21 protein-coding genes are annotated in these 25,179 nt (G+C 70.9%); 2 read left to right on the forward strand and 19 right to left on the reverse strand.

The annotated features are described in order from the left end of the window. Positions 1-44: 44 nt before the first annotated feature. The 14 genes from ABT336_RS03910 to ABT336_RS03975 form a co-directional block, all read right to left on the reverse strand. Entirely contained in the window at positions 45-1,226 is a 1,182-nt protein-coding gene (locus ABT336_RS03910; protein ID WP_502891101.1) for a Gfo/Idh/MocA family protein, read from the reverse strand. A gap of 53 nt (positions 1,227-1,279) precedes the next feature. After that, positions 1,280-2,323 carry a substrate-binding domain-containing protein gene (locus ABT336_RS03915; protein WP_350894978.1) on the reverse strand — a complete coding sequence of 348 codons (1,044 nt, stop codon included), beginning with the start codon at positions 2,321-2,323 and terminating at the stop codon, positions 1,280-1,282. A 130-nt stretch (positions 2,324-2,453) separates the two neighbouring features. Continuing rightward, the gene (locus ABT336_RS03920; RefSeq protein ID WP_350894979.1) at positions 2,454-3,584 is read right to left on the reverse strand and encodes an ABC transporter permease; all 1,131 of its coding nucleotides are present in this window, start codon (positions 3,582-3,584) and stop codon (positions 2,454-2,456) included. Beyond that, the gene (locus ABT336_RS03925; RefSeq protein WP_350894980.1) at positions 3,581-5,149 is read right to left on the reverse strand and encodes a sugar ABC transporter ATP-binding protein; all 1,569 of its coding nucleotides are present in this window, start codon (positions 5,147-5,149) and stop codon (positions 3,581-3,583) included. Before ABT336_RS03925 ends, ABT336_RS03920 begins: the two co-directional genes overlap by 4 nt. Continuing rightward, positions 5,146-6,324, reverse strand: a complete 1,179-nt coding sequence (locus ABT336_RS03930) for an ROK family protein (RefSeq protein ID WP_350894981.1) — start codon at positions 6,322-6,324, stop codon at positions 5,146-5,148. The genes ABT336_RS03925 and ABT336_RS03930 overlap by 4 nt, the downstream gene beginning before the upstream one ends. A 387-nt stretch (positions 6,325-6,711) precedes the next feature. After that, positions 6,712-7,890 (reverse strand): YihY/virulence factor BrkB family protein, encoded by a 1,179-nt coding sequence (locus ABT336_RS03935; RefSeq protein WP_350894982.1) that lies wholly within the window; start codon positions 7,888-7,890, stop codon positions 6,712-6,714. An 85-nt stretch (positions 7,891-7,975) separates the two neighbouring features. Further along, the gene (locus ABT336_RS03940; RefSeq protein WP_350894983.1) at positions 7,976-8,785 is read right to left on the reverse strand and encodes an ABC transporter permease; all 810 of its coding nucleotides are present in this window, start codon (positions 8,783-8,785) and stop codon (positions 7,976-7,978) included. A 9-nt stretch (positions 8,786-8,794) separates the two neighbouring features. Continuing rightward, the gene (locus ABT336_RS03945) at positions 8,795-9,592 is read right to left on the reverse strand and encodes an ABC transporter permease (protein WP_350894984.1); all 798 of its coding nucleotides are present in this window, start codon (positions 9,590-9,592) and stop codon (positions 8,795-8,797) included. A 3-nt stretch (positions 9,593-9,595) separates the two neighbouring features. After that, positions 9,596-10,528: an ABC transporter ATP-binding protein gene (locus tag ABT336_RS03950; RefSeq protein ID WP_350894985.1), complete on the reverse strand. Its 933-nt coding sequence runs from the start codon at positions 10,526-10,528 to the stop codon at positions 9,596-9,598. 67 nt (positions 10,529-10,595) lie between these two features. Then, entirely contained in the window at positions 10,596-11,132 is a 537-nt protein-coding gene (locus tag ABT336_RS03955) for a hypothetical protein (protein WP_350895041.1), read from the reverse strand. Positions 11,133-11,144: 12 nt separating this feature from the next. Continuing rightward, the gene (gene dnaG / locus ABT336_RS03960) at positions 11,145-13,019 is read right to left on the reverse strand and encodes a DNA primase (protein WP_350894986.1); all 1,875 of its coding nucleotides are present in this window, start codon (positions 13,017-13,019) and stop codon (positions 11,145-11,147) included. 133 nt (positions 13,020-13,152) lie between these two features. Further along, positions 13,153-14,835: a BCCT family transporter gene (locus ABT336_RS03965; RefSeq protein ID WP_350894987.1), complete on the reverse strand. Its 1,683-nt coding sequence runs from the start codon at positions 14,833-14,835 to the stop codon at positions 13,153-13,155. 91 nt (positions 14,836-14,926) lie between these two features. Continuing rightward, positions 14,927-15,784 carry a siderophore-interacting protein gene (locus ABT336_RS03970; protein ID WP_350894988.1) on the reverse strand — a complete coding sequence of 286 codons (858 nt, stop codon included), beginning with the start codon at positions 15,782-15,784 and terminating at the stop codon, positions 14,927-14,929. 60 nt (positions 15,785-15,844) lie between these two features. Then, entirely contained in the window at positions 15,845-17,074 is a 1,230-nt protein-coding gene (locus ABT336_RS03975; protein WP_350895042.1) for a deoxyguanosinetriphosphate triphosphohydrolase, read from the reverse strand. 523 nt (positions 17,075-17,597) lie between these two features. Here ABT336_RS03975 and ABT336_RS03980 point away from each other — a divergent pair. Beyond that, the gene (locus ABT336_RS03980; protein ID WP_350895043.1) at positions 17,598-18,053 is read left to right on the forward strand and encodes a Panacea domain-containing protein; all 456 of its coding nucleotides are present in this window, start codon (positions 17,598-17,600) and stop codon (positions 18,051-18,053) included. Between the two features lie 9 nt (positions 18,054-18,062). Continuing rightward, a complete protein-coding gene (locus tag ABT336_RS03985; protein WP_350894989.1) occupies positions 18,063-18,527 on the forward strand; it encodes a hypothetical protein in 465 nt (154 codons plus the stop codon). Positions 18,528-18,591: 64 nt separating this feature from the next. On the opposite strand, the gene ABT336_RS03990 is transcribed toward ABT336_RS03985, so the two are convergent. The 5 genes from ABT336_RS03990 to ABT336_RS04010 are packed head-to-tail and all read right to left on the reverse strand — an operon-like array spanning position 18,592 to position 25,178. Next, positions 18,592-20,091 (reverse strand): FGGY-family carbohydrate kinase, encoded by a 1,500-nt coding sequence (locus ABT336_RS03990; protein ID WP_350894990.1) that lies wholly within the window; start codon positions 20,089-20,091, stop codon positions 18,592-18,594. Next, entirely contained in the window at positions 20,091-21,725 is a 1,635-nt protein-coding gene (locus tag ABT336_RS03995) for a fucose isomerase (protein ID WP_350894991.1), read from the reverse strand. Before ABT336_RS03995 ends, ABT336_RS03990 begins: the two co-directional genes overlap by 1 nt. Positions 21,726-21,760: 35 nt before the next feature. Beyond that, on the reverse strand, positions 21,761-22,639 hold the full coding sequence (locus ABT336_RS04000; RefSeq protein WP_350894992.1) for a dihydrodipicolinate synthase family protein: 879 nt from the start codon (positions 22,637-22,639) through the stop codon (positions 21,761-21,763). Continuing rightward, positions 22,636-23,658, reverse strand: a complete 1,023-nt coding sequence (locus ABT336_RS04005) for an exo-alpha-sialidase (RefSeq protein WP_350894993.1) — start codon at positions 23,656-23,658, stop codon at positions 22,636-22,638. Before ABT336_RS04005 ends, ABT336_RS04000 begins: the two co-directional genes overlap by 4 nt. Next, positions 23,655-25,178: a tripartite tricarboxylate transporter permease gene (locus ABT336_RS04010; RefSeq protein WP_350895044.1), complete on the reverse strand. Its 1,524-nt coding sequence runs from the start codon at positions 25,176-25,178 to the stop codon at positions 23,655-23,657. The genes ABT336_RS04005 and ABT336_RS04010 overlap by 4 nt, the downstream gene beginning before the upstream one ends. Between the last annotated feature and the right edge of the window lies 1 nt (position 25,179).

Consider the following 25,179-nt stretch of genomic DNA (forward strand, 5'->3'; position numbering starts at 1 on the left):
AGACGTGTTCTCTTCAGATATATCTCGCCGCCACCGCCGGTGGGTCAGACGGCCACCGAGGCCAGTGCCGGTTCCACCTCCGCCCAGGACGAGCCGAGTCGGGCCGACCGTTCCACAGCCTCCAGCACCAACTGGACCTGGAGGGCGTCGGCGAAGGACGGGGCCGGGTCGACGCCGAGGGCGATCGCCTCGACGAGGTCCCGCATCTGGTGGGTGAAGGAGTGCTCGTACCCGATGAGGTGCCCCGGCGGCCACCAGGCCGACATGTACGGGTGGTCGCCCTCGGTGACCAGGATCCGGCTGAAGCCCTGTTCCGCGGCGGGTCGCGTCGCGTCGTAGTACTCCAGTTCGTTGAGGCGTTCCAGGTCGAAGACCAGGGTGCCCAGTGAGCCGTTGACCTCGACCCGCAGGGCGTTCTTGCGACCGGTGGCGAACCGGGTCGCCTCGTACGTCGCCACCGCGCCCCCGTCGAGTCGGGCGACGAAGACCGCCGCGTCGTCGACGGTGACCGGCCCGGTCGCCACTGCGGTGTCACCGGTCGGGCCGTCGGCGGCCAGGCCGGTGGATCCGGCCGTCAGCGGCCGTTCCTTGACGAAGGTCTCGGTCACCGCACTGACCCCGGCGATCCGCTGTCCGGTGACGAACTGGGTCAGGTCGATGATGTGCGCCCCGATGTCACCGAGCGCACCGGAGCCCGCCTTGTCCTTCTGCAACCGCCACACCAGGGGGAACTGCGGATCGACGATCCAGTCCTGGAGGTACGCCGCCCGGACGTGCCGGATCGTTCCGAGCCGCCCGTCGGCCACCAGTTGCTGCATCATGGTCACCGCAGGCACCCGGCGGTAGTTGAAGCCGCACATCGACCGGACCCCGGCGGCCTGGGCGACGGCCGCCGCAGCGGTCATCGCCCTGGCCTCGGCGACCGTGTTGGCCAGCGGCTTCTCGCAGAGCACGTGCTTGCCGGCGGCCAGCGCGGCGAGGGTGATCTCCGCGTGGCTGTCCCCCGGCGTGCAGACGTCGACGAGGTCGATGTCGTCGCGGGCGATCAGCTCCCGCCAGTCCGTCATCGCCGACTCCCAGCCGAGCCGGTCGGCCGCGTCGGCGACCTTCTCCGGGTCACGGCCGCAGATCGCTGCCATCCGGACCCGCGCCGGCAGGTCGTAGACGCGGTTCACGGTCCGCCACGCCTGGGAGTGCGCGGCGCCCATGAACGCGTAGCCGACCATGCCGACTCGCAGTTCTCTGTCTTTCGTGGACAAGGTGGGTCTCCCCCCGTACGTCAGAACCCGAGCTTGAGGTAGTTGCTCGCGTTCTCCTTGGTGATCGTCTCGGAGGCGAGCACGATCGTCTTCGGCACCTGGAGCTCCACCAGGTCGGACATGCCCCGGTTCTGGCCGATCAGGCGGGCCAGGCTGACCGCCGACGAGGCCATCGAGGGGCTGTAGGTGACGGTCGCCTTCAGCGGGGTGTTGTCGGCCTGGATGTCCTCCATGGCCTTGCGGGATCCGGCGCCGCCGACCATGACGAACTCGTTGCGGTTGGTCTGGTTGATCGCCGCGAGGACACCGATGCCCTGGTCGTCGTCGTGGTTCCAGACCGCGTCGAGCTTCGGTACGGCCTGGAACAACCCGGTGGCGGCCTGCTGCCCGGAGTCGGCGGTGAACTCCGCCGGCCGACGGTTGGCCACCCGGAACCCGGCCTGGGCCAGGGTCTCGCTGAATCCCCGGGACCGCTCCTGGGTCAGCTCCAGCGAGTCGATGCCCGGGATCTCGCCGATGACCGGGGCGCTGATCCCCTTGGCCTTCATCTGCTCGATGATGTAGTTGGCGGCGGAGACGCCCATGCCGTAGTTGTCGCCCAGGATCTGGGTCCGGTACGCCTTGGCGTCCGGGAACGCCCGGTCCAGGTTGACCACCGGGATGCCGGCCTGCATCGCCTCCAGACCGGCGGCGTTGAGCTCCTTGCCGTCGTGCGGCAGCATCACGATCACGTTGGGCTTCTGCGAGATGAGGGTGGACAGGGCCGCCCGCTGGGCCGCCGCGTCCGCTCCCGCCTCCACCATGTTGAACGTGACGTCCGAGTACGCCTCGGCCTGGGCCTTCGCGTTGCTGGTGATGGCGGCCAGCCAGCCGTGGTCGGCGGCCGGGGCGGAGAACCCGATCGTCACCGCCTGGCCGGGCTCGCTGTTGGCGTTGCCGCCCTCGCTGGTGTTGATCTGTGCCTCGTTGGGGGCGGCCTCGTTGCTTGTGCAACCGGCGAGCAGGACACCTGCGCCGACTGCGGCACCGCCGAAGAGCAACCGGCGACGACTGTGCTGGGTCATGACGACCTCCAGGTGAGGGGGTGGGGGTGGGGGAGGGAGGAGCCGACCCGGCCGAGGGTGCACCGGGCCCGGCCACCGGCAGGGTGGCCGTCGGAGGAAGCGTGGGTGGGGACGGGGCCAGGGGGGATGATCAGGAGGTCTGCGTGCCGCGGTGGCGGGCGATGAACTTGCCCAGGCTGCCGAACTGCACCTGCTGGATCAGCACCGCGGCGACGATGATGCCGCCCTTGACCATGTTCTGCGCCTCGGTGGAGAGTCCGTTGATGGCGAACAGGTTGGTGATGGTGGAGAAGATCAGCACGCCGAGCAGCGAGCCGACGATGGTGCCCCGGCCGCCGCTGAGCAGCGTGCCGCCGATGATCGCCGCGGCGATCGCGTCGAGTTCGTAGAGGTTGGCCATCGCCGCCTGGGCCGAGGTGGCCTGGGCGGTGAGCATGATGGCGGCGATGCCGCAGCAGAGACCGGACAGGGCGTAGAGCAGGACCGTGTGCCGCTTGACGTTGATACCGGCGAGCCGGGCGGCCTCGGGGTTGCCGCCGACAGCCACCGTACGACGGCCGAAGGTGGTCCGGTTGAGCAGGATCCAGCCGCCGAGGACCACAGCGACCAGGATGTAGACCAGCAGCGGGATGCCGAGCAGGCTGTTCGCCGCGATGTCGTTGATGAACGTGTTGTTGGAGACCTGGGTCTGCTTGCCGGAGATCTCGGCGGCCAGACCTCGGGCGGCGACCAGCATGGCCAGTGTCGCGATGAACGGCACCAGCCGGCCGTACGAGATCAGGATGCCGTTGACCAGGCCGACCGCCACGCCGACGGTGAGCGCGGTGAAGATCATGCCGCCCGCGCCGAAGCTCTGGGTGGCGAGGGTGGTGGCCCACACCCCGGACAGCGCGATGATCGCACCGACGGAGAGGTCGATCCCACCGCCGATGATCACGAAGGTCATGCCCACGGTGACCACGCCGACCACCGAGGCGAGCTTGAGGATGGTGAGGAAGTTCCCCCACACCCAGGTGGAGTCGGAGTAGAGGTCGGGGCGGGTGGCGACACCGATGATGACCAGCACCACCAGCACCCCGATCAGGCCGAGGTTGCGCTTGGCACCCTCGCCCCCGTCCCCGCTCCACCAGGACAACCTGGGGGCGGTGGCGGTCTTGCCGACCGCCGCGTGGGTCTCGGCCGGGTCGACGGGTGGGGACTGCGCCGGCAGGTCGGCCGAACGCGACGATGTGGCTGTGGAGGTGGGGGCCTCCTCACTCATGTTGGTACGCCTTCCATCAAGGACCCCGCCATGACGAGGTCGAGCACTGTGTCTTCGTCCAGTTCGCCGGCCGGGGCCTCGCGGATCATGCGGCCCTCCCGCATGACCAGCACCCGGTCGGCCAGGCCCAGCACCTCGGGAACCTCGCTGGAGACCAGCAGTACCCCGACGCCCTGGGCGGCCAGTTCCCGGATCACCTGGTACAGCTCGGCGCGGGCGCCGACGTCGACGCCCCGGGTCGGTTCGTCGAGCAGCAGCAGTCTGGTGCCGCCGAGCAGCCAACGCCCGACCACCACCTTCTGCTGGTTGCCGCCGGAGAGGGTGCGAACGGCCCGGTTGACGTCCAGGGGCCGCAGTTCGAGGTTGTCGGCGATCCGGTCGGCCTCCGCCCGCTCCCTGCCGACGTCGGTGAACCCGAGGCGGGCGTACCGGCTGAAGGTGGCGAGGGTGACGTTGCGGTAGATCGGCTCCCCGAGCAGCAGCGCCTGGCTCTTGCGCTCCTCCGGGGCCATGCCCATCCCGGCCTTCACCGCAGCGCCGACGCTGCCCGGCCGTAGGGCCCGGCCGTCCATCCGGATCGTGCCGGCATCGGCCCGTCGGGCACCGAAGATGGTCTCCATCAGCTCCGACCGGCCGGACCCGACCAGGCCGGCGATGCCGACGATCTCCCCGGCCCGGACGCTGAGCGAGACGTCGTGGAACTCGCCGTCGCGGGTGAGCCCGTCGACGGTGAGCAGCTCCTTGGCAGCCGGTTCGGCGGCCGGGCGCTCGGGGAAGACGTACTCGATGGTGCGGCCGGTCATCCGACTGACCAGGTCCCGGGTGGGGGTGTCCCGGGCCGGGAGGTTCGCCGCCGTGGTCCGGCCGTCCTTGAGGACTGTGACCCGGTCGCCGATCTCCCGGATCTCCTCCATCCGGTGGGAGATGTAGATGACGGCGATCCCCTGGGCGGTCAGCTCCCTGATGATCCGGAACAGGTTGCCGACCTCGTCGTGGGCCAGCACCGCGCTGGGTTCGTCCATGATGATCAGTCGGGCCTCGTGGGAGAGCGCCCGGGCCATGCTGACCACCTGCTTACCGGCGGCGGGCAGCGCCCGCACCATCCGCCCCGGCGGGATCTCCCCGTGCCCCAACCGGGTGAGGATCTCCCGGGTACGCCCCGCCATGTGTCCCCGGCGGACGAAGCCGGCGACCTTCGGTTCGTGGCCGAGGAAGGCGTTCTCCGCCACCGACAGGTCCTCCACCAGGTCGAGTTCCTGGTAGATGGTGGCGATCCCGGCCCGCATGGCGGCCTGGGGGTTGGCGAAGCTGACCGGCTCGCCGCGCCACTCGACCTGCCCGGAGTCGGGGCGGTGCACCCCGGCGAGCACCTTGATCAGGGTGGACTTGCCGGCACCGTTCTGCCCGAGCAGGCAGTGCACCTCACCGGCGCGTACCTCCAGCTGCACGCCGTCGAGCGCCCGTACGCCGGGGAAGGTCTTGACCACGTCGGTCAGTCGCAGGACCACCTCGCCGTCGACGACGTCGGCGGGGGCCTCTACCAGGGGTTCGGAAGGTTGACTCATGATGCCTCCCCGAAGGCGACGTCACTGGCGAGCACCGCTGCTCCGGCGACACCGGCCCGTGGGCCGAGTTCGGACAGGACCACCGGAAGGTTGCCGGTGGCCAGGGGCAGCGACCGGCGGTAGACCACGCTGCGGATCTCGGCCAGCAGGATGTGGCCGAGCTGGGCGAGACCACCGCCGATCACGATCATCGAGGGGTTGACGAAACTGACCAGGCTCGCGAGCACCCCGCCGACCCGTCGACCACCGTCCCGGATCAGGTTGATGCAGGTCACGTCCCCCTCGACGGCGCCCTCTGCGACGTCGAGGGCGGTCACCGCGCCGCGCAGCTGGAGCCGCTCGGCCAACGCGGGTGAGGTGCCGCTGCGGGCGGCCATCGTCGCGTCCTTGGCCATCGCGGCACCGCTGAACAGCGCCTCCAGGCAGCCGACGTTCCCGCAGGAGCAGGTGGGGCCGTGGGAGTCGACCTGGATGTGCCCGATGTCGCCGGCGCATCCGTCGGTGCCCCGGTACACCTCACCGCTGAGGTAGATGCCACACCCTATTCCGGTGCCGATCTTCACGAAGAGGAAGTCGTCGACGGAGTGGGCGACCCCGCCGTGCCGCTCCCCGACGGCCATGATGTTGACGTCGTTGTCGACGACCGCGGGACACCCGTGCTCCCGGGTCAGCAGTTCCCGGACCGGGAACCGGTCCCAGCCGGGCATGATCGGTGGGGAGACCGGGACGCCGTCGCGGAAGCTCACCGGTCCGGGGACCCCGACGCCGACGGCGTGCAGCCGCTCGTACGCCCCGTCGACCCGGGCCTTGTGCAGCAGCTCGTTGACCCGCTGGAGGGTCACCTTCGGGCCGGACCGGATGTCGGCGGTCTCGGCGTACGCGGCGACGGTCTCCAGTCGACCGTCCACCACCTCGACGTCGATGGAGCTGGCCCCGAGGTCCACGGCGGCGAACCGCAGTTGCGGGTTCAGCTCGACGAGGGTGGAGCGTCGGCCGCCCCGGGAGGCGGCGAGCCCGGCCTCGGCGACGTACCCGAGGGCGACGAGTCGTTCCAGCTCGGCCAGGAGTCGGGGGCGGGGCATCGACAGCCGGTCACCCAGCTCGGCCCGGGACACCGCACCCTCGTCGCGAAGCAACCGCAGAAGCCGTACGTGCAGAGGGTCCTCCGACCGCACCGGGCTCACCTCCACACCATGTGCCTGTCACATCGACGAAACGTCGACGTGTTGTGCTCGACACAGTAGGAGCCTTCGGTGAGCCCTGTCCAGAGCTTCGACCAATCTGATCCAAACTTTTGTCCGAACAAGCAAAAGCTTAAAGTGGATCAAGGAAAGAGTTGCGGCCCGTCAGGTTTTCCCTGCAAGGGGTACATGATCAACGCGTTTTGCGGCATCTGGTGGGGTTGATGGGCCCGGCGCGTACCCGGGATGTCGGCATCTGCCAGGGTTCGCGCCGGGCCCTCGGCGGCGACCGCCCTGCCCTACCGCAAGGGGCGACCGCCACCCCCTACCGGCCGGGGCGGGGTGCCCTCGCCCTACCGGCGGAGGCGACCGCCGCCCCCCCTACCGGCGGGGCGGGGTGTTGCGCTTCTTGCGCAACTTGCGGTCGTCGCGGAGCTCGACGTACGGCTCGGTGTCGGGGTCGTGTCCGGCAGCGATGGCCCGACTCCGTTCCAGTTCGGCGTCGAACTCCGCGCCGAGCAGGATCGCGATGTTGCTCAGCCAGAGCCAGACCAGGAAGATGATCACACCGGCCAGGGCACCGTACGTCTTGTTGTAGGACCCGAAGTTGCTCACGTAGAGGGCGAAGAGCCCGGAGATCGCCAGCCAGATCACCACAGCCAGGACCCCGCCGGGGCTGACCCACCGGAACCCGCCGTGCCGGGCGTTCGGCGACGCCCAGTAGAGGATCGCGAACATCAGGCTGACCAGCACCAGGAGCACCGGCCACTTGGCGATGTCCCAGACCGCCACCGCCGTCGAGCCGAGTCCGATCGCCGACCCGACCTGCTCGGCGAAGCGCCCGGTGAAGACCACGATCACCGCGCTGGCCAGCAACAGGGCGCCGATGATCGCGGTGACCCCGACCCGGATGGGCAGGGTCTTCCAGATCGGCCGCCCCTCCGGCACGTCGTAGATCGCGTTCGAGGCCCGCATGAAGGCGGCGATGTACCCCGAGGCGGACCAGAAGGCACCGACCAGACCGATCACCGCGGCGACCCCGGCCAGCCCGCCGTTCTGCTGGGCCTGGCTGATGGCGGCGTCGATGATCTGCCTGATGTTCTCCTCCGGGACGGCCTGTTCCACGGTGTCCCGGACCCCCTGGGTGGCACCGGGCCCGAGCAGGCCGAGCAGCGAGACCAGCACCAGCATCCCGGGAAAGATGCTGAGCACCCCGTAGTAGGTCAGGGCCGCCGCCCAGTCGGTGAGCCCGTCCTCGGAGAACTCCTTGACGGTCCGGCGCATCGTGGCCTTCCAGCCGGTCCCCGACAGGTCGGTCGGACTGTCCGGACCGTCGTCCGGGCCGACCGGACGGTTCGCCCTTCCGTGTCCCGACCCGACCGACGAATCGGCGGCGTCCCGGTCGCGGACGGCCGACCCGTCGGCGGTGACGCCGGACCCGTCCCGGACGACCGACCCGTCGTCGGCGGTGGTCGCCCGGTCGCGGGCGGGCGACCCGTCGGCGGACGGGTCGGCGGAGACGCCGGCCCGGTCACGGGCAGCAGACTCGTCGGCAGCCATCGGTCCTCCCTGGGTATCGCGGTTCTCAACCCCGATGTGCCCCCGGGCCTGGCCTGGTAACCCTCCGACGGTCGGAGGTGACCCGCTAGCGGTAGAGCACCGCGCCCATTCGGCGGGACGCGACGAGCAGCCCCACCACCGTGACCACCACCAGGTAGGCCACGTCGAGCGCCGAAACCCACCCGGTGGTGCCGATCGAGATGTCCCGGATCAGATGCACGGCGCGGTAGAGCGGGGTCGCCTCGACCAGCCAGTGCAGCACCGTCGGGTACGCCTGGGCGGGCACGAACGTGCCGGAGAAGAGGAACAGGGCGAACTGGGCCGATCCGAGCAGGTCCAGGTCCTGCCAGCTTCGCAGGAACGTCGAGACGGCCAGGCCGAGCGCACCGAAGGCGAAACCGACGAGGACCGCCGCCGGCAGGGCGACCAGGGCCCGCAGCACTGTGGTCAGGTCCATCGCCACCATCACCACCAGGAAGGCCGCCGAGTAGACGGTCCCGCGCAGCATCGCCCAGCCCAGCTCGCCGAGGGCGATCTCGAAGGGGCGGATCGGGGTGGCGATCATCCCGTCGTACAGCTTCAGGTATTTGATCTTGCCGAAGAAGGTGAAGGTGGTCTCGGCCAGCGCCCCGGCCATCGCCGACACCGCCAACATCGCCGGTGCGACGAAGGTGGCGTACGCGACGACCTGCCCGCTCGGCAGGGTGAGGTCCCCGATCAGGTTCCCCACCCCGACGCCGATGGAGAAGAGGTAGAGCATCGGCTCGACGAGTCCGGAGGCGACGAGCACCCAGTAGACCGGCTTGAACGCCGCGACGTTGCGTCCGGCGACCGAGGCCGACCGGCGGGCCACGGCCTGGGCGGCCACCAGCCGGGGCAGCACGAGAGCGACCATGACCGCCTCCTAGACGACGAGCCGACGGCGGAACGCCCGGCAGGCCAGGAACCAGCCACCCAGCCCCCACCCGGCGAGATAGAGCAGGTGACCGGGGATCGACCACTGCGGGGCGATGCCCAGCGTGGCCGCCCGGCAGAGGTCCACGGCGTGCCAGAGCGGGCTGAGGTACGCCACCTGACGCAGCACCACAGGCAGCGACTCGACGGGGAAGAAGACCCCGGCGAAGAGCATCATCGGCAGCACCGCGAGCCGGGACAGGATGGTCAGGTAGGTGTCGGTGGGAGCCCAGGCGCTGTACGCGAAGATCGGCGCGGCCAGGGCGAGGGTGAGCAGGGCCAGGACCGGCAGGACCGCCAACGCCCAGACCGAGCGCAACGCCCCGAACGCGGCTGTCACCAGCAGGAACGCCGTACCGGCGGTGAGCACCCGGAACAGGACGAAGGCCAGGTGACCGGTGACGATGTCGCCGACGCGCAGCGGAGCCGCGTACTGACCGAAATAGATCTTGGACCACTGGAACCCGCTGAACACGGGGAACGTCGACTCCAGCGCCGCCACCTGGACGGCTGTGGAGGCGAGCAGCCCCGGGACGAGCCAGTGCAGGTAGCTCACCCCGTCCACCCCCTGGTCGACGTAGGAGCCGACCCCCAGCCCGAACCCGACCACCATCAGCGTCGGCAGGAAGAACGAGGAGAACAGCCCGGCCCGCCAGGTCCGCCGGTAGCTGGTCAGGTAGTAGGCGAGCACCGTCGACGCCGGTACCCGGGGCAGGGCCGGTCCGGTACGGGCCTTCGTCACAGCCACCTGTCAGTCCACCAACGTACGGCCGGTGAGCAGCAGGAAGACGTCCTCCAGGCTGCTACGGCGGACCAGGACGGCGGCCGGTCGCAGGCCCGCAGCCTCGACCTCGGCCACCGCGGCGTCGCCGTCGTGGACGTAGAGCAGGACCCGGTCGGGAAGCACCTCGACCCGGTCCCCCAGCCCGGCCAACCGCTGCGCGTACTCCTCCTGCGACTCGGCGGCGAAGCGGAGCTCCACCACCTCCCGGGTGGAGTACTCCTCGATCAGCGCCCGGGGCGCGCCCTCGGCGACGATCCGGCCGCCGTCCATCACCACGAGCCGGTCGCAGAGCTGCTCGGCCTCGTCCATGTAGTGGGTGGTGAGGACCAGGGTGACCCCCTGCTGCTTGAGCCGGAACAACCGCTCCCAGACCAGGTGTCGCGCCTGGGGGTCCAACCCCGTGGTCGGCTCGTCGAGCAGGACGATCTCGGGCTCGTTGACGAGTGCCCGAGCGATGGTGAGTCGACGCTTCATCCCCCCGGACAGCGGCTCCACCAGGCTGTCCGCCCGCTCGGTCAGCTGTACGAAGTCCAGGAGTTCGGCGGCGCGGGAGCGGGCCGCCCGACGGGAGACGCCGAAGTAGCCGGCGTACACCACGAGGTTCTCCCGGACCGTCAGCTCCGGGTCCAGGTTGTCCAGTTGCGGGCAGACCCCGAGCCGGGCCCGGATCGCGGCCCCGTCCCGGACCGGGTCCTGGCCGAGGATGCGCAGCTCACCACCGCTGGGCGGGGAGATGCACCCGATCATCCGCATGGTCGAGGACTTGCCCGCCCCGTTGGGTCCGAGGAAGCCGAACGCCTCCCCGGCGCGTACCTCGACGTCGATGCCGTCGACTGCGGTGAAGTCGCCGAACCGCTTCACCAGGCCCCGGGCGTGGATGAGTGGGGGTGCGTCGGTCACCGCCCGACCATAGTCACTCCCCGGACGCCTTCGACCCGACCGGGACCAGGCAAAACCGCGAGGTCGGTCACAGGTCGGCGGGGGTGGTGGCGACCCGGGCGGCGGCCACCAGCCGGTCGGTCTCGGCGAGTACCGCCTCGTCGTCACCGGGGGTGCCCGGATCGAACCGGACCGTCCAGGTCAGTCCGTCGACGCCGGGTACCCGCCGGGCCGCGATCCGGCCCGCGCCGCCGGGCAGCGCGTGGTGTTCGGTGTACGCCACCGACTTGGTCACCCGGGCCCGGACCTGGTGGGGCAGCTCCCCCGGGCTGAGCAGCAGGAACCTCTGGATCGGCAGGTCGGCCACCACCAGGTAGCCGTCGCGTTCCCCGACCCGGTCGGCGGCGGTGATCCGCAGTTCCCGCCCCGACCAGGCGGCCTTGAGGATCTCGTGCCAGCCCATCCGCCCCTCGCGTCCGGGCAGCCAGAGCCCCAGGTTGGTGGCGACCACGACGCCGCCGCCCGTACCCTCGCCGGTCGCCGCCCAGGCCAGCACCCGCTCGTCGGTCGCCAGCGGCGGCCGGTCGGCGGCGGGGAGCTTCGGCTTACGGCGGAACAGTCCCAGCACCATCGGAGGTCAGCCTCCCGCAGCTTGTTCGTTGAGGGCACGGGCGTGCTGCTCCAGGGAGAGGAGTTCACCGAAGAGCGCGAAGTACTCGTCCTTGTTGTTGACCGGGTTGACCCGCTGGAGCCTGGACTTCAGCTCCTGGATCCGTCCGTTGACCGACCCCCGTTGCAGTCCGGCCAGCTGGATGGCGACGTAGCGGGGGTCGGGTTCGCCGTCGAGGCGCAACGGCTCCACCGCCAGCTCACCCACCAGCGCCTGGGCACCCAGGTCCGTACAGGCGTCGCGGACCTTCTCGATCCACACGGCTCCGGCGGCGGCCGACGAGGTGCCACCTGCGTCGGCGACGGCGGCCCGGACCGACGCGTGGACGGGATGCCGGTAGTCACCGGCCTCCACCGCGTCGAACATCGGCCCGGCCAGCGCCGGATACTGCAGTGCCAGCTTCAACGCCTCCCGCTCGATGCGGGACTGGGGGCTGTCCACGACCGCCACTGCCGGCGCGCGGCGGGCGGCCGGTGGGGCGGGGGCGGCACGGGTGTCACCGGCGGCGGCCCGGACCGCCCGCTGCACGGTGTCGATCTCCATCCCGAGCAGCTCCTCGGCGAGCTTGCGCCCGTAGCCCTCGCGCTTCTCCCGGTCCTTGATCATGGCGACCAGGGGGGCGGCCCGGCGCATCGCCTCCACCCGACCGTCGACGGTGTCCAGGTCGTACCGGTCGGTGACGTGCCGCAGCGCGAAGTCGACGAGCGGTTCCCGGCGGGCCACCAGGTCACGGACGGCCAGGTCGCCCTTTGCCAGACGCAGGTCGCACGGGTCCATGCCGTCCGGGCTGACAGCGATGAAGGTACGCCCGACGAAGCGCTGGTCGTCCTCGAACGCCCGCAGGGCGGCCTTCTGCCCGGCGGCGTCCCCGTCGAAGGTGAAGATGATCTCGCCGGCCACGTCGTCGGTGTCCAGCAACAGCCGACGGAGCACCCCGATGTGGTCCCCGCCGAACGAGGTGCCGCAGGTGGCCACGGCCGTCGGCACCCCGGCCAGGTGGCACGCCATCACGTCGGTGTAGCCCTCGACGACCACCACCCGACCCTGCTTGGCGATCTCCCGTTTGGCCTGGTCGACGCCGTACAGGACGTGGGACTTCTTGTAGATCGGGGTCTCGGGGGTGTTGAGGTACTTCGGGCCGTCGTCGTCGTCGAAGAGCCTGCGCGCCCCGAACCCGATCACGTCCCCGGTGAGGTCCCGGATCGGCCAGAGCAGCCGACGGCGGAACCTGTCGATCAGGGAACCGGACCGGGAGGGCCGGGACAGCCCGGCGGTGACCAACTCGTCGTGGGTGAAGCCCTGCTGGCGCAGGTGCTTGGTGAGCAGGTCCCAGGCGTCCGGGGCGAAACCGCACCCGTACCGCTCGGCGGCGGCCCGGTCGAAGCCCCGCTGGGCCAGGAACTCCCGCGCGGGGCGGGCCCCGGCGGTGGTGAGCTGCCCCCGGTAGAACTCGACGGCGGCGGCGTGCGCGGCGACCAACCGCTGCTTCTGCCCGTGCGGGGCGCGGGGCCGGGCCGGACCGGCACCGGGCTCGTTCTCCACGTAGCGAAGCTGGATCCCGGAGCGGGCGGCGAGCCGCTCGACGGACTCGACGAAGCTGAGGTGCTCGGCGTCCATCAGGAACTTGATCGCGTCCCCGCCGGCCCCGCAGCCGAAGCAGTACCAGACGTTACGGGCGGGTGAGACGTTGAACGACGGGCTCTTCTCGTCGTGGAACGGGCACAGCCCCTTGAGGTTGCCGCCCCCGGCCGACCGTAGGGTCACGGTCTCGGAGATCACGTCGTCGATCGCGGTACGTTCCCGGACCAGCGCGATGTCCTCGTCCCGAATCCGCCCAGCCATCGCACCCCACCCCCTCGGCCCCCCATCCTGCCCTGCTCGGGTGATCGTGGTCGCCTCGGGTGGGCCCCGACCCCGTACGCGCGGGCGGGCCCGACCCTGCGAACACCGAGGGTGGGCCCGCCATCGACAGCCGTCAGCGGTCGCGTTTACGCAGGTAGCGACGGACCGGAGGGGAGTCCTCCTCGTCGTAGGAGCGGGCGGTGCGCAACGCCTCACCCACGCCGCGTCGCCTGATCCCCGACGGCGGGGGGTTCACCGCCGGGTCCCGGGACATGTCCCGCAGCATGGCGGCGGCGAGACCGAGCATCGCCAGGACGAAGGGGAGCGCCACCATGATCGTCGCCTGTTGGAGGGCGTCCAGCCCACCGGCGAGCAGCAGTGCCGCCGCCACCGCCCCGATCAGGACACCCCAGACGACCACCACCACCCGGTGCGGGCGCAACGCCCCACGGGAGGTCAGCGAGCCGACCACCAGGGAGGCCGAGTCGGCGCTGGTGACGAAGTAGAGCCCGATCAGCACCATCGCCAGGACACTGGTGACAGCGGTCAGCGGCAGCACCTCCAGCAGCCCGAAGAGGGCCTGCTCGGAGCCGTCCGCCGCGTCGGCTACCAGGTCCCGGGCACCGGTGGCCTGGGCGCGCAGGGCGCTGCCGCCCATCACCGCGAACCAGATCGCGCTGGCCCCACTGGGCACCAGGAGGACGCCGACGACGAACTGCCGAACCGTCCGGCCCCGGGAGATCCGGGCGATGAAGGTGCCGACGAACGGCGCCCAGGAGATCCACCACGCCCAGTAGAAGATCGTCCACCCGCCGAGCCAGGCCTGGTCGGTGAAGGCCCCGGTCCGGGTGGACATGCTGACCAGGTTGCTCAGGTAGTCGCCGATGCTGGCCGGAAGCACCTCCAGGACGTACACCGTCGGCCCGACCACGAAGACGAAGAGCATGACGGCGACGGCGAGCACCACGTTGATGGTGGAGAGCCACTTGATGCCCTTGTGCAGTCCGGAGAAGGCCGAGAGTACGAAGGCGAGGGTGAGCGCTGCGATGATCACCAACTCGACCACGTCGCTCTCCTCGACCCCGACGACCAGGTTCAGGCCGGCGGCGATCTGCAACGACCCCAGCCCCAGGCTGGTGGCGGTGCCGAAGACGGTGGCGAAGACCGCGAGCAGGTCGATGCCCTTGCCGATCGGCCCGTCCACCCGGTCACCGATCAGCGGCTGGAAGGCCGACGAGATCCGGTTGTCCCGCCCCTTGCGGAACAGCGAGTACGCCAGCGCCAGGCCGACCACCGCGTAGATCGCCCACGGGTGCAGGGTCCAGTGGAACAGGGTGTACTGCATCGCCGCCGACGCGGCACCCCCGGTCTGGGGCTCCACCCCGGCCGACGGCGGCGGCTCGGCGTAGTGCTGGATCGGCTCGGCGACGGCGAAGAAGACCAGGCCGATCCCCATCCCGGCGGCGAACATCATGGAGATCCAGGCCAGGGTGCTGAACTCGGGTTCCTCGTCGTCGCGGCCGAGCCGGATCCGGCCGAACCGGGAGGCCGCCACCAGCACGGCGAGCACCACGAAGACGTTCGCCGAGACCACGAAGAACCACCCGAAGGTGTCGATCACCCAGTTCAGCCCGGCCTCGCCGAAGCTCGCCAGGGAGTCCCGGCCGAGGAAACCCCAGGCCACCACGGCGAGGACCCCGACGATGCTCAGCGCCAGCAACACCGGATCGGGTCGCCGGTCCGTCCCCGGTCGGGCCGCCGAGTCGGTCGCCTCGGGCGGCTCGGTCGGCTCCGTGGTCTCTGTCGACTCAGTCATGTTTACTCGTCTCACTCATGGGCACGCCCCATACCCATCGTGATCGAGATTCGAACGGGTCAGGTCGAGAATTGCCGAACCTGACCTGCGGCTACACCCCCGCCGTGGGCACCCCGCCGGCCAGGACCCCGGCCTCCTCCACCTCTACCTGACGGTTCCAGTCCGCCTTCGTCGAACGCCACCCCTCGTCGTTAAGACCACGCCGCCAGTACCCGGAGATGGACAGCCACTGCGCCGGTACGCCCCGCTCGACGCGCAGCAGCCGACGCAGCTCCTTGACGAAGGCGGCCTCGCCGTGGACGAAGGCGTGCACGGTCCCCGGCGGGAAGTCCAGCGCCCGTACGGCGGCCACCAACGCCTCACCGACCGGCCGGTCCCCCCGGTGCAGCCAGGTCATCTCCACCGCACCCGGGCTGGTCAACTGCTGCTCGTCGGCCGCCTCGGCGACCTCCACGAAGACCCTGGCGGGGGCACCGGCGGGCAGCCGCTCCAGCGACGCGGCGATCGCCGGCAGGGCGCTCTCGTCCCCGACGAGCAGGTGCCAGTCGGCCTCCGGGCTCGGCGCGTACGCCCCACCCGGGCCGGTGAAGTACACCGGGTCGCCGGGGCGCAGTGCGTCCACCCACGGACCGGCCAGCCCCTCGTCGCCGTGGTGCACCACGTCGATGGTCAACTCGACGGCCACCGGGTCGTACGCCCGCACCGTGTACGCCCGCAGCCGGGGCCAGTGCTCCCGGGGCAGGTCGCGCTTGACGGCGCTCAACTCCATCGGATCCGGGTAGGTCACCCCCGGCACCGGGAACACCAACTTGACGTAGTGGTCGGTGTACTCGCCGACCGGCAGGCCGACCAGCTCCTCGCCGCCCAGCACCAGCCGGACCAGATGGGGGGTGGGCCGCTCGGTGCGTACCACCCGGGCGGTCGTGACGTTCTTCGGGCGCTCCGTCATGCGGTTAGGCTAGCCTAACCGTCCAGCCCTGCCGAGTGCGTGTCCGCTGCTGGGGACCTGTCAGCGGCCGACGACGAGCCGGTCGTGCCACGCCACGGCGGCCCGATCGGTCAGCGAGGCCACCTGGTCGATCACCACCCGGAGCCGGGCCGCGTCGTCGGGAGCGGCCCGCCACAGCGGGGCGAAGACCGGGTCCAACGCCTCCGGGGCGTCCCGCACCAGCGCGGCCACCAGTTCGGTGAGCACCTCCCGCTGACGGGCGTACCTGGCGTCGGCACCGGGACGACGCATCACGTACCGCAGGGCGATCCCCTTCAGCAGGGCGCACTGGGCGCGTACCGGCTTCGGCACGACCAGGTCGGCGGCGTACCGGCGGTGCGGGCCGGGGCCGTACCGGTCCTGGGTGGCGGCCACCGCCGCCGCCACGAACCGACCGGTCAACAGGCTCGTGGTGTCCTTCAGGGCCACCTGCGCCCGGTGACTGCCGTCGTAGTCGGCCAGCCGGGACAGGGCCGGGTCGGCCAGCAGGTCGACCAGGATCGCCGCCAGGTCGTCGACGCTCTCCCCGGAGTACACGGCGGCGACGTCGGCACAGAGCGCGGCCCGCTCGGCGGCGTCGACGAGCAGCGGACGCAGCGTCACGTACCCGCCGTGCACGCCGTCCTCCACGTCGTGCACGGAGTACGCCACGTCGTCGGCCCAGTCCAACACCTGCGCCTCCAGGCAGCGCCGGGTCGGGTCGGGGACCCCCTCGCGCAGCCAGTCGAAGGCGGGGCGGTCGTCGGCGTACACCCCGAACTTGCGCTCACCGGGTCGGCGCGGCCAGGGGTACTTGCCCGTCGCGTCGAGGGCGGCCCGGGTGAGGTTGAGCCCGGCGGAAGAGCCGTCCGGGGCGAGGACCTTGGCCTCCAGCCGGGTCAGCACCCGCAGTGTCTGGGCGTTGCCCTCGAACCCGCCGCACCCGGCGGCCAACAGGTCGAGGGCGGTCTCCCCGTTGTGCCCGAACGGCGGGTGCCCCAGGTCGTGGGCCAGCCCGGCGGTGTCCACCACGTCCGGGTCGCAGCCCAGCCGGGCCCCCATCTCCCGGGCGATCTGCGCCACCTCCAGCGAGTGGGTCAGCCGGGTACGCAGAAAGTCGTCGGTGCCGGCGGTGTGCACCTGGGTCTTGGCGGCGAGCCGACGGAACGCCGCCGAGTGCAGCACCCGGGCCCGGTCCCGTTCGTACGCCGACCGGCCGTGGCCACTGTCCTTGGGGGGCTCGACGACCCACCGCCGCGCCTCCGCGGGCACCGGCGTCGGCTGCGGATCCGGGCGCTCGGGGAAGGTCGGCTGCGCCGCAGGACCCACGCTGCTCACCCCTCGACCCCTCGGTTCGCGCCGCCAGGGGGACACGATCACCTGCACGGTACCCCCACCCCGAGCACTCATCCAGAGTTCAGGACTGTCCATCCGATCATCCGGTCCTGCTGGAATTCGACCCTCGGCCGAGCAGTCCCGCCGGGTGCCGGCCACGTATCCGGGTCAGGAACACCGCGCCTACCGGTACGAGCTGATTCTGATGCGCGAGACCCGAAAACTCCGGCAGGAGGAGGTCGTCGCCACGGACTGCTCCCCACGAGTATCGAGCAGGCCGGTGGGAGCTGGATCACGTGACGTGCAGCTTGTAGCAAATCACTGGTGATCAGGCGAAAATCGCCGAAACCAGGTAGGAGCGCGTAGCGTTGAACGCTGTGAACGACAGACACAGCGGCTAGCCTGTGACCGCCTCCACCAGAGGAGGCACGGGACTCCCCCCATCCCGGAGGTGATCAACATGGCTCGGATCGAAGATGTGGCAGCTTACGTCCTCGACAAACAAGGCCCGATCACAGCGATGAAGCTGCAGAAGCTCTGCTACTACGCGCAGGCATGGAACCTTGTCTGGGAAGATCGACCGCTCTTTGACGCCCGTGTCGAAGCGTGGGCAAACGGTCCCGTCATCGCCGACCTGTACCGGCTGCATCGCGGTCGCTTCGAACTCGGTGCAGGTGACATCGCTGGCGAACCGAAGGCTCTGACACCTGCGGAGCGGGAGACGGTCGACGCGGTCCTCGACTTCTACGGCGGCATGACGGCGCATCATCTGTCGGATCTGACCCATCGAGAGGACCCATGGCTGCAGGCCCGGGAGTCCGCTGGTCTGTCCCCGATGGACCGCGGCACGGCGGAGATCACGACAGCGGCGATGCACGAGTTCTACGTGGCGTTGGCGACGGCCGAAGCAGCGTAGTCTGCCGATGTGAGCAGAGGCTCCGGGAAGCGGGTGCCGGCGGGGAGAATCCAGAAGGGTGCTCCCCGCAAGGCCGTCCCCGCCGTCGCCGCCTCCCCGACCCGAGTACTCGCCGCCGTCGACCAGACCCTGTTCCGCATCCGCTGGAACCACTTCGACTTCCAGGGCCCGTGGTGCATCGGGGCATCGCCGGCCGACGACGTGGTCAAGCTGATGATGCGGCTTCGGGAAATGGAGCGGATGACCCCGCTCCAGGTGTTCTCGGGCGACCCCGGTAAGGACTACGGTGACCCCGCTCGGCTTCCCAACCGGGGCGCACGAGACAAGCTCGTGGATCTGGGCATGGCAGACGAGACCTGCATCAGCAGACTCCGGATCAACGGACCGAGTCGGCTGTACGGGTTCCGGCGAGACCCAGAGTTCTACGCCGTGTTCTGGGACCCCAAGCATGAGATCTGGCCCAGCAACCGCTGACTGACTGCGCCTGCCTTCTGTACCCGACCCCGGACCCCGATCGACGGGGCCCGGGGCAGGGCGGTCAGGCGGTCGGGTTGGTCTGGAGGGCCGCGAGGGTGTGCACCTGGGCCCGGGTATCGGTGTAGAGGCTGGTGTACCCGGCGTAGAGGGTGTCGTAGGTGTCCCGGACGGAGAGGTCGGGGCGGACCACCTGCCCTGGGCGGGTCCAGTCGGTGTCCGGTGGGACCAGCCCGGCCCCCACCGCGGCCAGCAGGGCGTCGCCGTAGCTGGCTCCGATGGTCACCGTCGGCACCTCCTGCTCCCGACCTGTGACGTCACTGACGATCTTCGTCCAGAGTCCACCCTGGGTGCCGCCGCCCACGGCGACCAGCCGACGCACCGGGTTCTCCGGGGTGTCGAGCAGTTCCAGGATCTGTCGGATCCCGAAGGCGATGCCCTCGTAGACGGCCCGGAACAGGTGACCCCGACCGTGCCGGAGGGTCAGCCCGGCGATCACCCCCCGGGCGTCCGGGTCGAAGATCGGGCTGCGCTCCCCGGCGAAGTACGGCAACATCAGCAGCCCGTCGGAGCCGGCCGGCACCTGCGCCGCCTCGGCGACCAGGGTCTCGAACGGCACCTCCCCGACCAGGTCCCGCAGCCAACTGGTCAGACTGCCCGAGGTGGCCATTCCGGCGGCCAGGCAGTAGGTGTCAGGGGCCACCCCGGCGGTGTTCCACAGCTGCGGGTGCCGGGCGACGCCCTCCAACTGTTGGACGAAGAACATGGTGGAGCCGTACATCAGCATCAGGTCGCCGGGGCGGCGGACCCCGACGCTGACCGACTCCGCCCAGGCGTCGACGGTCCCGGCGCAGACCGGGGTGCCCACCGGCAGTCCGGTCGCCTCGGCCGCCGCCGGTGTCACCGCACCGACCACCTCGGACGACCAGGCCAGCCTCGGTGCCGGCAGGTCCGCCATGATCTCGTCGTACCAGGGCCGGTGCCAGTCGCGGGCCTCGATGTCGTAGAGGGGGACCGACTGGCTGGCGGTGTGGTGGTCGAGGACGTACTCCCCGGTCAGCTTGCGCACCACGTACGAGCTGGAGTTGTACCACCGGCGGGCGTTCGCCCACACCTGCGGTTCGTGGCGACGGACCCACAGCGCCTTCGGGCCGACCGCCTGGCTGGTGATCGGCGTGCCGCCACGGCGCAGCACCTCGTCGGCGCTGTACCTGTCGGTCAGCTCGTCGATCTCGGCGGTGGCCCGCATGTCGATGCCGTAGAGGATCGCCGGTCGGACCGGGATGTCCTGCTCGTCGCAGAGGACCAGACAGGGGCCGACCCCGCTGACGCAGACCGCGGCTATCGGGGCGCCCTGGGCGGCGGCACCCAGCTCGGCGGCGATGGACGTCACGTCACCCCACCAGACCGCCTCGGCGTCGACCTCCGCCCACCCGGGTCGGGGCAGCGACATCGACCGGGGTCGGGGGCGTACGGCGGTGGCCACCACGGTGCCCTGCGCGTCGGTGAGCACCCCCTTGCTGCTCCCCGTCCCCAGGTCGATGCCGATCAACAGCGGTTCCACTACAGGTCCACCTCGCCGCAGAGGTGCACCACCAGGCCCAGCTCGGCGAAGAGGGCGGCCTTCGCGGCGAGGGCCCTGTCGGCGGTGGCGGCGTCCGGGGCGTACACCACGTTGAGGTGGTTGGCCTTGTGCCTGCCCATCAGCTGGTCCCGGTCCACGCCGTGCAGGACCGCGTGCATGATCGGCCACTGCGGGTTGGTGGCGTCGAGGCGACGCTGGGTCTCCTCGGCGGGCAGCTCGACGGCGGTGCCCCGACCCAGGTCGACGTGGAGGACACCGTCGGCGATGAAGACCCGGGACCAGACGATCTCCCCCGGCTTGGACACCCCGCTGAGGGTGCCGCCGCCGAGCGGGAAGAACATCGGCGGCTGCCGCATGCTCCAGCTCTTGTCGTAGCCGCCGTTGTGCGAGGCCGGTACGGAACCGGAGATCTCCATGACCCAGACGAACCGGCCGTCGTACTCCTCGCCCCACCTGATGTCGTGCAGGGTGGTCGCCGGGTCGAGCCCCATCGCGGTCCAGATCCGGTTGGTGACCAGCGAGTCCACGGCCACCCCCTCGTCGACCTCGTTGAAGTGCGGCAACGGCTGGTCGGCGTAGAGCTCCCGGGCCCCGTCGCGGCTGCGCACCGGCGGCCGGGAGACGTTGTTGAGCAGCCCCTCGACCAGGTCGCTGGCGGGGACGACGTCCTTGAGGCCCTGCTGGTACTGGATACCGACGGCGTCCAGGCCGAAGTCGTCGGAGATCCGCAGTGCGGCGACGTACATCTTGAACTGGCTGTGCAGCTGGGCGTCGGTCAGCTCGGTGGCCTCGTCGGTGCCGGTGTGGAAGGTCAGCCCGGCGGCGTCCAGCCAGTCCCGGACGGCCTGGGCCTCGGCGTCGGTGACCTTGTTCATCTCGGCGACCAGGGCGCTCTGCGACAGCCGCTCCTTGAAGATGCCCAGCGGGTTGAGCAGCTCGTCGTCGATGATGGCGTTGTACATGCCCATGCAGCCCTCGTCGAAGACCCCGATGATGGCCTTGTCCCGCTTGAGCTGGGTGGCGAGGGCGCGACCGAGGCGTACCTCGTCGGTGTCCGGCAGGGCCGGCAGGTCCCGTACGTGGCTCTGGTCGTGCTCCAGCTTCCCGGTCTCCAGCCAGGTACGCAGCCGGGACAGCGCCCAGTCGTCGGTGAACTTCTCGCTCCACAGGATGGAGTGCTCGACCCCCGCCTTGGTGAGGCTGGCGGTCAGCCCGAGCAGGCCGACCAGGCCGGGGAACTCGCCGCTCCAGTTCGCCACCACCAGGATCGGCCCCCGGTGGGTACGCAGACCGGCAAGCACGTGGTGGCTGTACTGCCAGACCGCCTCGGCGACGATCAGCGGGGCGTCCGGCGGGATCGACTTGAACACCTCGATGCCCTGGCGCTGACTGGCGATGAAGCCGTGGCCGGCCTCCTCGTCGACCGGGTGGGCCCGGTGGACCCGGTGGCCCAGCGAGGTGACAGCCCGTTCCAGGTCGGCCTCGAACTGCCGCTGGGTGGGCCAACAGGTGACGTTGGCGCTGAGCCGCAGGTCACCGCTGGCGACGGTCCAGACCACCCCGGCCTCGGCCTGGGGCTGTTCGGTCAACTCGGGAAAGGCGTAGCTGCTCACGAGAGGCTCCTCGGGGACGGGGTCGGTCGGCAGGGTCAGAGCAGGTCGGCGACGGCGCTCTCCAGCGCCCGCCGGTCGTCGGGGGTGATCGGGTCGAGCGGGGCCCGCAGGCCGCCGGCGGGCAGGCCGCGCAGTTCGAGGACCGTCTTGAGGTGGGCCAGGTCGCCGTGACGGGTGGCGGCCACCGCGCGCAGGGACCGTTCCCGGGCCGCCACGAGGGCCTCGGTGTCGCCGGTGCGCAGGGCGTCCCGGACGGCGAGGAAGGGCTCGGGCAGCACCGAGCTGACCCCGGACACCACTCCGGCGGCACCGGCCGTGACGACCTCGGTGAACTCCGCGTCGGCACCGGAGTAGACGGGCAGCGTCGGGTCGCCGAGCGCGCTCAGGTAGCCGGTCAGCGCCGCCGTCGACTCGCCACTGATCTTGACCCCGGCCAGCCCGGTCCCGACCAGTCGGGCGAGCAGGTCCGGCGAGACCGGGGTGGTGGTCCGGGCCGCGAAGAGGTATCCGTACACCGGGCGACCGTCGGCGGCGGCGACGACCGCCTCGTAGTAGGCGAGCAGGGCGGACTCGGTGGCCGGGAAGTAGTGCGGGGTCAACGCCGCGAACCGGGCCGCCCCCCGGTCGACTGCCGCCCGGGTGAGGCGTACCGCCTGGTGGGTGGAGGCGTGCCCGACGTGCCAGTAGGTCCGGTCGGGGCCGAACGCCTCGGCGGCGGCGGTGCTGACGTCGAGGCGCTCGTCGTCGGTGAGGGTGGTGAACTCTCCCGTCGTGCCGCCCACGAAGACCCCGTCCAGGGGGTGCCGGGCGAGCTGGTCGTAGGCGGCCCGGGTGGCCGAGCGGTCGACTGTGCCGTCGCCGGCGAAGAGGGTCGGCACGGCGCTGATCAGGTTCGCGGCGGGGTGGGCCGTCATGGGGTGCGCTCCGAGGGGTCGAGCAGGGCGAGCACGATGCCGCGCCGCTGCCAGGTGTAGGACACGGCCAGTCGGTCCCCGACGGGGACCAGGCAGGGGTACGAGAACTCGTTCACCCCGGTGGTCGTCACCCCGGAGTCGGCGGGGCGGTAGCCCTCGCCCGCAGTGGAGTCGAGGGACTCCTCCAGGGTCGTCCAGGGGTGGAAGGTCTCCCCGCCGTCGGTGGAGGCGGAGACGACAAGGGGTGCCCGGCTGGCCCAGTCCCCGACCGTCGGGTTGTGGGCCAGGTGGACCGTGTCGCCGAGGCGGGCCACGGCGACGCCGGAGTTGTTGTTCGGCACCGTGTGCAGCGCCCCCGGCGACCAGGTCTCGCCGTCGTCGGCGCTGGTGGCGGCGACGAGCCGACCGGCGGTGCTGCGGGCCAGCAGTCGCACCTCGCCGGTCGGGTTGCGCCAGAGGGCCGGTTGGATGGCCCCGGCACCGGGGAAGGTGTCGTGGTCGAGGGCGATGTCGGGGGTCCGCCGCCAGGTCCGACCGTCGTCGTCGCTGACGTCGACGAAGCAGTCCCAGCGGGGTCGCTCGCCCCACGTCTCGGTGGAGGCCCCGGCGAGCAGCCGCCCGGAGGGCAGCCGGAGCGGCGGGGTGCGGACCGGCCCCCGTCCGCCCCGGTCCGCCTCCCCCACCGGCCGTGGCGGGGACCAGGTCCGACCCCCGTCCCCCGAGACCACCTGGTACGTCACCCAGGCGGAGATGGTCGTACCGACCTTGAACCAGCAGACCAGTTCCCCGTCGGTACGCAGGTGCAGCACCGGGTTCCAGCAGGGACCGAGGTCACCGCTGACCACGACGGGGGTGGACCAGTGGTCCTCGGCCCCGACGGTGAGCTGGATCCGGGAGTCGGGTGCCCCCTCGTGTTCGCCGACGAACCAGGCGACCACGAAGGTGTCCCCGACCGGGCAGACGGTGCTGCCGTGGCACTGCCCCGCCACGTCCCGTACGACGAAGTGCTTCGCCGTCACCGGCTCGCCTCGACGCCCAGCGGCGGGTCGGCAGGGGTGTCGTCGTCCCCCGGGGTCTGCTTGCGGGCCTTGATCCGGGCCCGGATCCGGGGCACCGCGACGGCGAGCACTGCCAGCAGGAGCAGCCCCACCGCGATCGGGCTGGTGTAGATCGTCTCCAGCCCGCCCAGCTCCATCGACCGACGGAAGTTCCGCTCGGCGAGGGGGCCGAGGATCAGGCCGAGGACGATCGGCCCGGCCGGGAAGCCGTACCGGCGCAACATCAGCCCGAGAACGCCGAACATCAGCATCACGCCGACGTCGAAGACGCTGTTGTTCACCGCGTACGTGCCGACGACGCAGAAGGTCAGGATCACCGTCCACAGGAACCGGCTGGGCAGGTCGAGCAGCTTGGCCACGCCGCGCATCCGCAGCAGGCTCAGTCCCAGCGTCAGGACCGTGGCGACGAACATGATGCCGGCGATGGAGTAGACCAGGTCCGGCTGGTTGGTGAACAGGCCCGGACCGGGCTGGATGCCCCAGATGATCATCGAGCCGAGCATGACCGCCATCACGGAGTCACCGGGGACGCCGAGGGCGAGGGTGGTCAGTACGGATCCACCGACACCGGCGTTCGAGGAGCCGTCGGCGGCGGTGAGTCCCTCCAGGGAGCCCTTGCCGAACTTCTCCGGCTCCTTGGAGACCCGCTTGGCCTGGTTCCAGGCGACGATTCCGCCGATGTCCCCGCCGACGGCGGGCAGTACGCCGACCACGGTGCCGACGCCGGAGCCGACGGCCATCGGCTTGACCATCTGCCGGGCCTCCCGCTTGTTCGGCCACCACCGACCGAAGTCGGTGATCGGCTTCTGGGAGGTGTGCCGACGGGAGATCATCTGGCTGAACACCTCGGCGATGCCGAAGAGGCCGATGATCACCGCGATGAAGGGAACCCCCTCGACCAGCTGCGGGATGCCGAAGGTGAACCGGTCCGACCCGTCCATCGGGTCCCGGCCCACGGTGCCCAGGGCCAGGCCGAACAGCCCGGCGATGAGGCCCTTGAGAAGCTGCTTCCCGGAGACCTCGACCATCATCGTCAATCCGAAGATGACCAGGGCGAACATCTCCGGCGAGCCGAACTGCATGGCCACCGTGCTCAGCGGGATCGCGGCCACCATCAGCACCGCGATGCCGACGAAGCCGCCCACCGCCGAGGCGAAGGCCGACGCTGTCAACGCCAACCCGGCCTTGCCCTGTTTGGCCATCGCGTAGCCGTCGAAGGTGGTGGCGATCGACGCCGGCGTACCGGGGGTGTTGATCAGGATGGCCGGGACCCGGTCACCGAACTGCGCCCCGATCAGGATGGTCAACAGCACGGCCAGGCCGGGCAGCGGGTCCATGGTCAGGGTGAAGGCGCTCGCCAGGGCGACAGCCATGGTGGCGGTGATGCCCGGGAAGGCACCGACCAGCATGCCGATCGCCGCGCCCGCAAGGACGCAGAGCATCATCTCTACGGAGAGGAGGGCACCGAAGCCCTCGACCATC

The organism is Micromonospora sp. NPDC000207, assembly GCF_040300925.1.
In the GTDB taxonomy this organism is placed as follows: domain Bacteria; phylum Actinomycetota; class Actinomycetes; order Mycobacteriales; family Micromonosporaceae; genus Micromonospora.

Coding starts and splice junctions, on each gene's coding strand:
- ABT336_RS03910 (WP_502891101.1), bottom strand. CDS start 1,226: ATGGTCGGCTACGCGTTCATGGGCGCCGCGCACTCCCAGGCGTGGCGG.
- ABT336_RS03915 (WP_350894978.1), bottom strand. CDS start 2,323: ATGACCCAGCACAGTCGTCGCCGGTTGCTCTTCGGCGGTGCCGCAGTC.
- ABT336_RS03920 (WP_350894979.1), bottom strand. CDS start 3,584: ATGAGTGAGGAGGCCCCCACCTCCACAGCCACATCGTCGCGTTCGGCC.
- ABT336_RS03925 (WP_350894980.1), bottom strand. CDS start 5,149: ATGAGTCAACCTTCCGAACCCCTGGTAGAGGCCCCCGCCGACGTCGTC.
- ABT336_RS03935 (WP_350894982.1), bottom strand. CDS start 7,890: ATGGCTGCCGACGAGTCTGCTGCCCGTGACCGGGCCGGCGTCTCCGCC.
- ABT336_RS03940 (WP_350894983.1), bottom strand. CDS start 8,785: ATGGTCGCTCTCGTGCTGCCCCGGCTGGTGGCCGCCCAGGCCGTGGCC.
- dnaG (WP_350894986.1), bottom strand. CDS start 13,019: ATGGCTGGGCGGATTCGGGACGAGGACATCGCGCTGGTCCGGGAACGT.
- ABT336_RS03965 (WP_350894987.1), bottom strand. CDS start 14,835: ATGACTGAGTCGACAGAGACCACGGAGCCGACCGAGCCGCCCGAGGCG.
- ABT336_RS03970 (WP_350894988.1), bottom strand. CDS start 15,784: ATGACGGAGCGCCCGAAGAACGTCACGACCGCCCGGGTGGTACGCACC.
- ABT336_RS03980 (WP_350895043.1), top strand. CDS start 17,598: ATGGCTCGGATCGAAGATGTGGCAGCTTACGTCCTCGACAAACAAGGC.
- ABT336_RS04000 (WP_350894992.1), bottom strand. CDS start 22,639: ATGACGGCCCACCCCGCCGCGAACCTGATCAGCGCCGTGCCGACCCTC.
- ABT336_RS04010 (WP_350895044.1), bottom strand. CDS start 25,178: ATGGTCGAGGGCTTCGGTGCCCTCCTCTCCGTAGAGATGATGCTCTGC.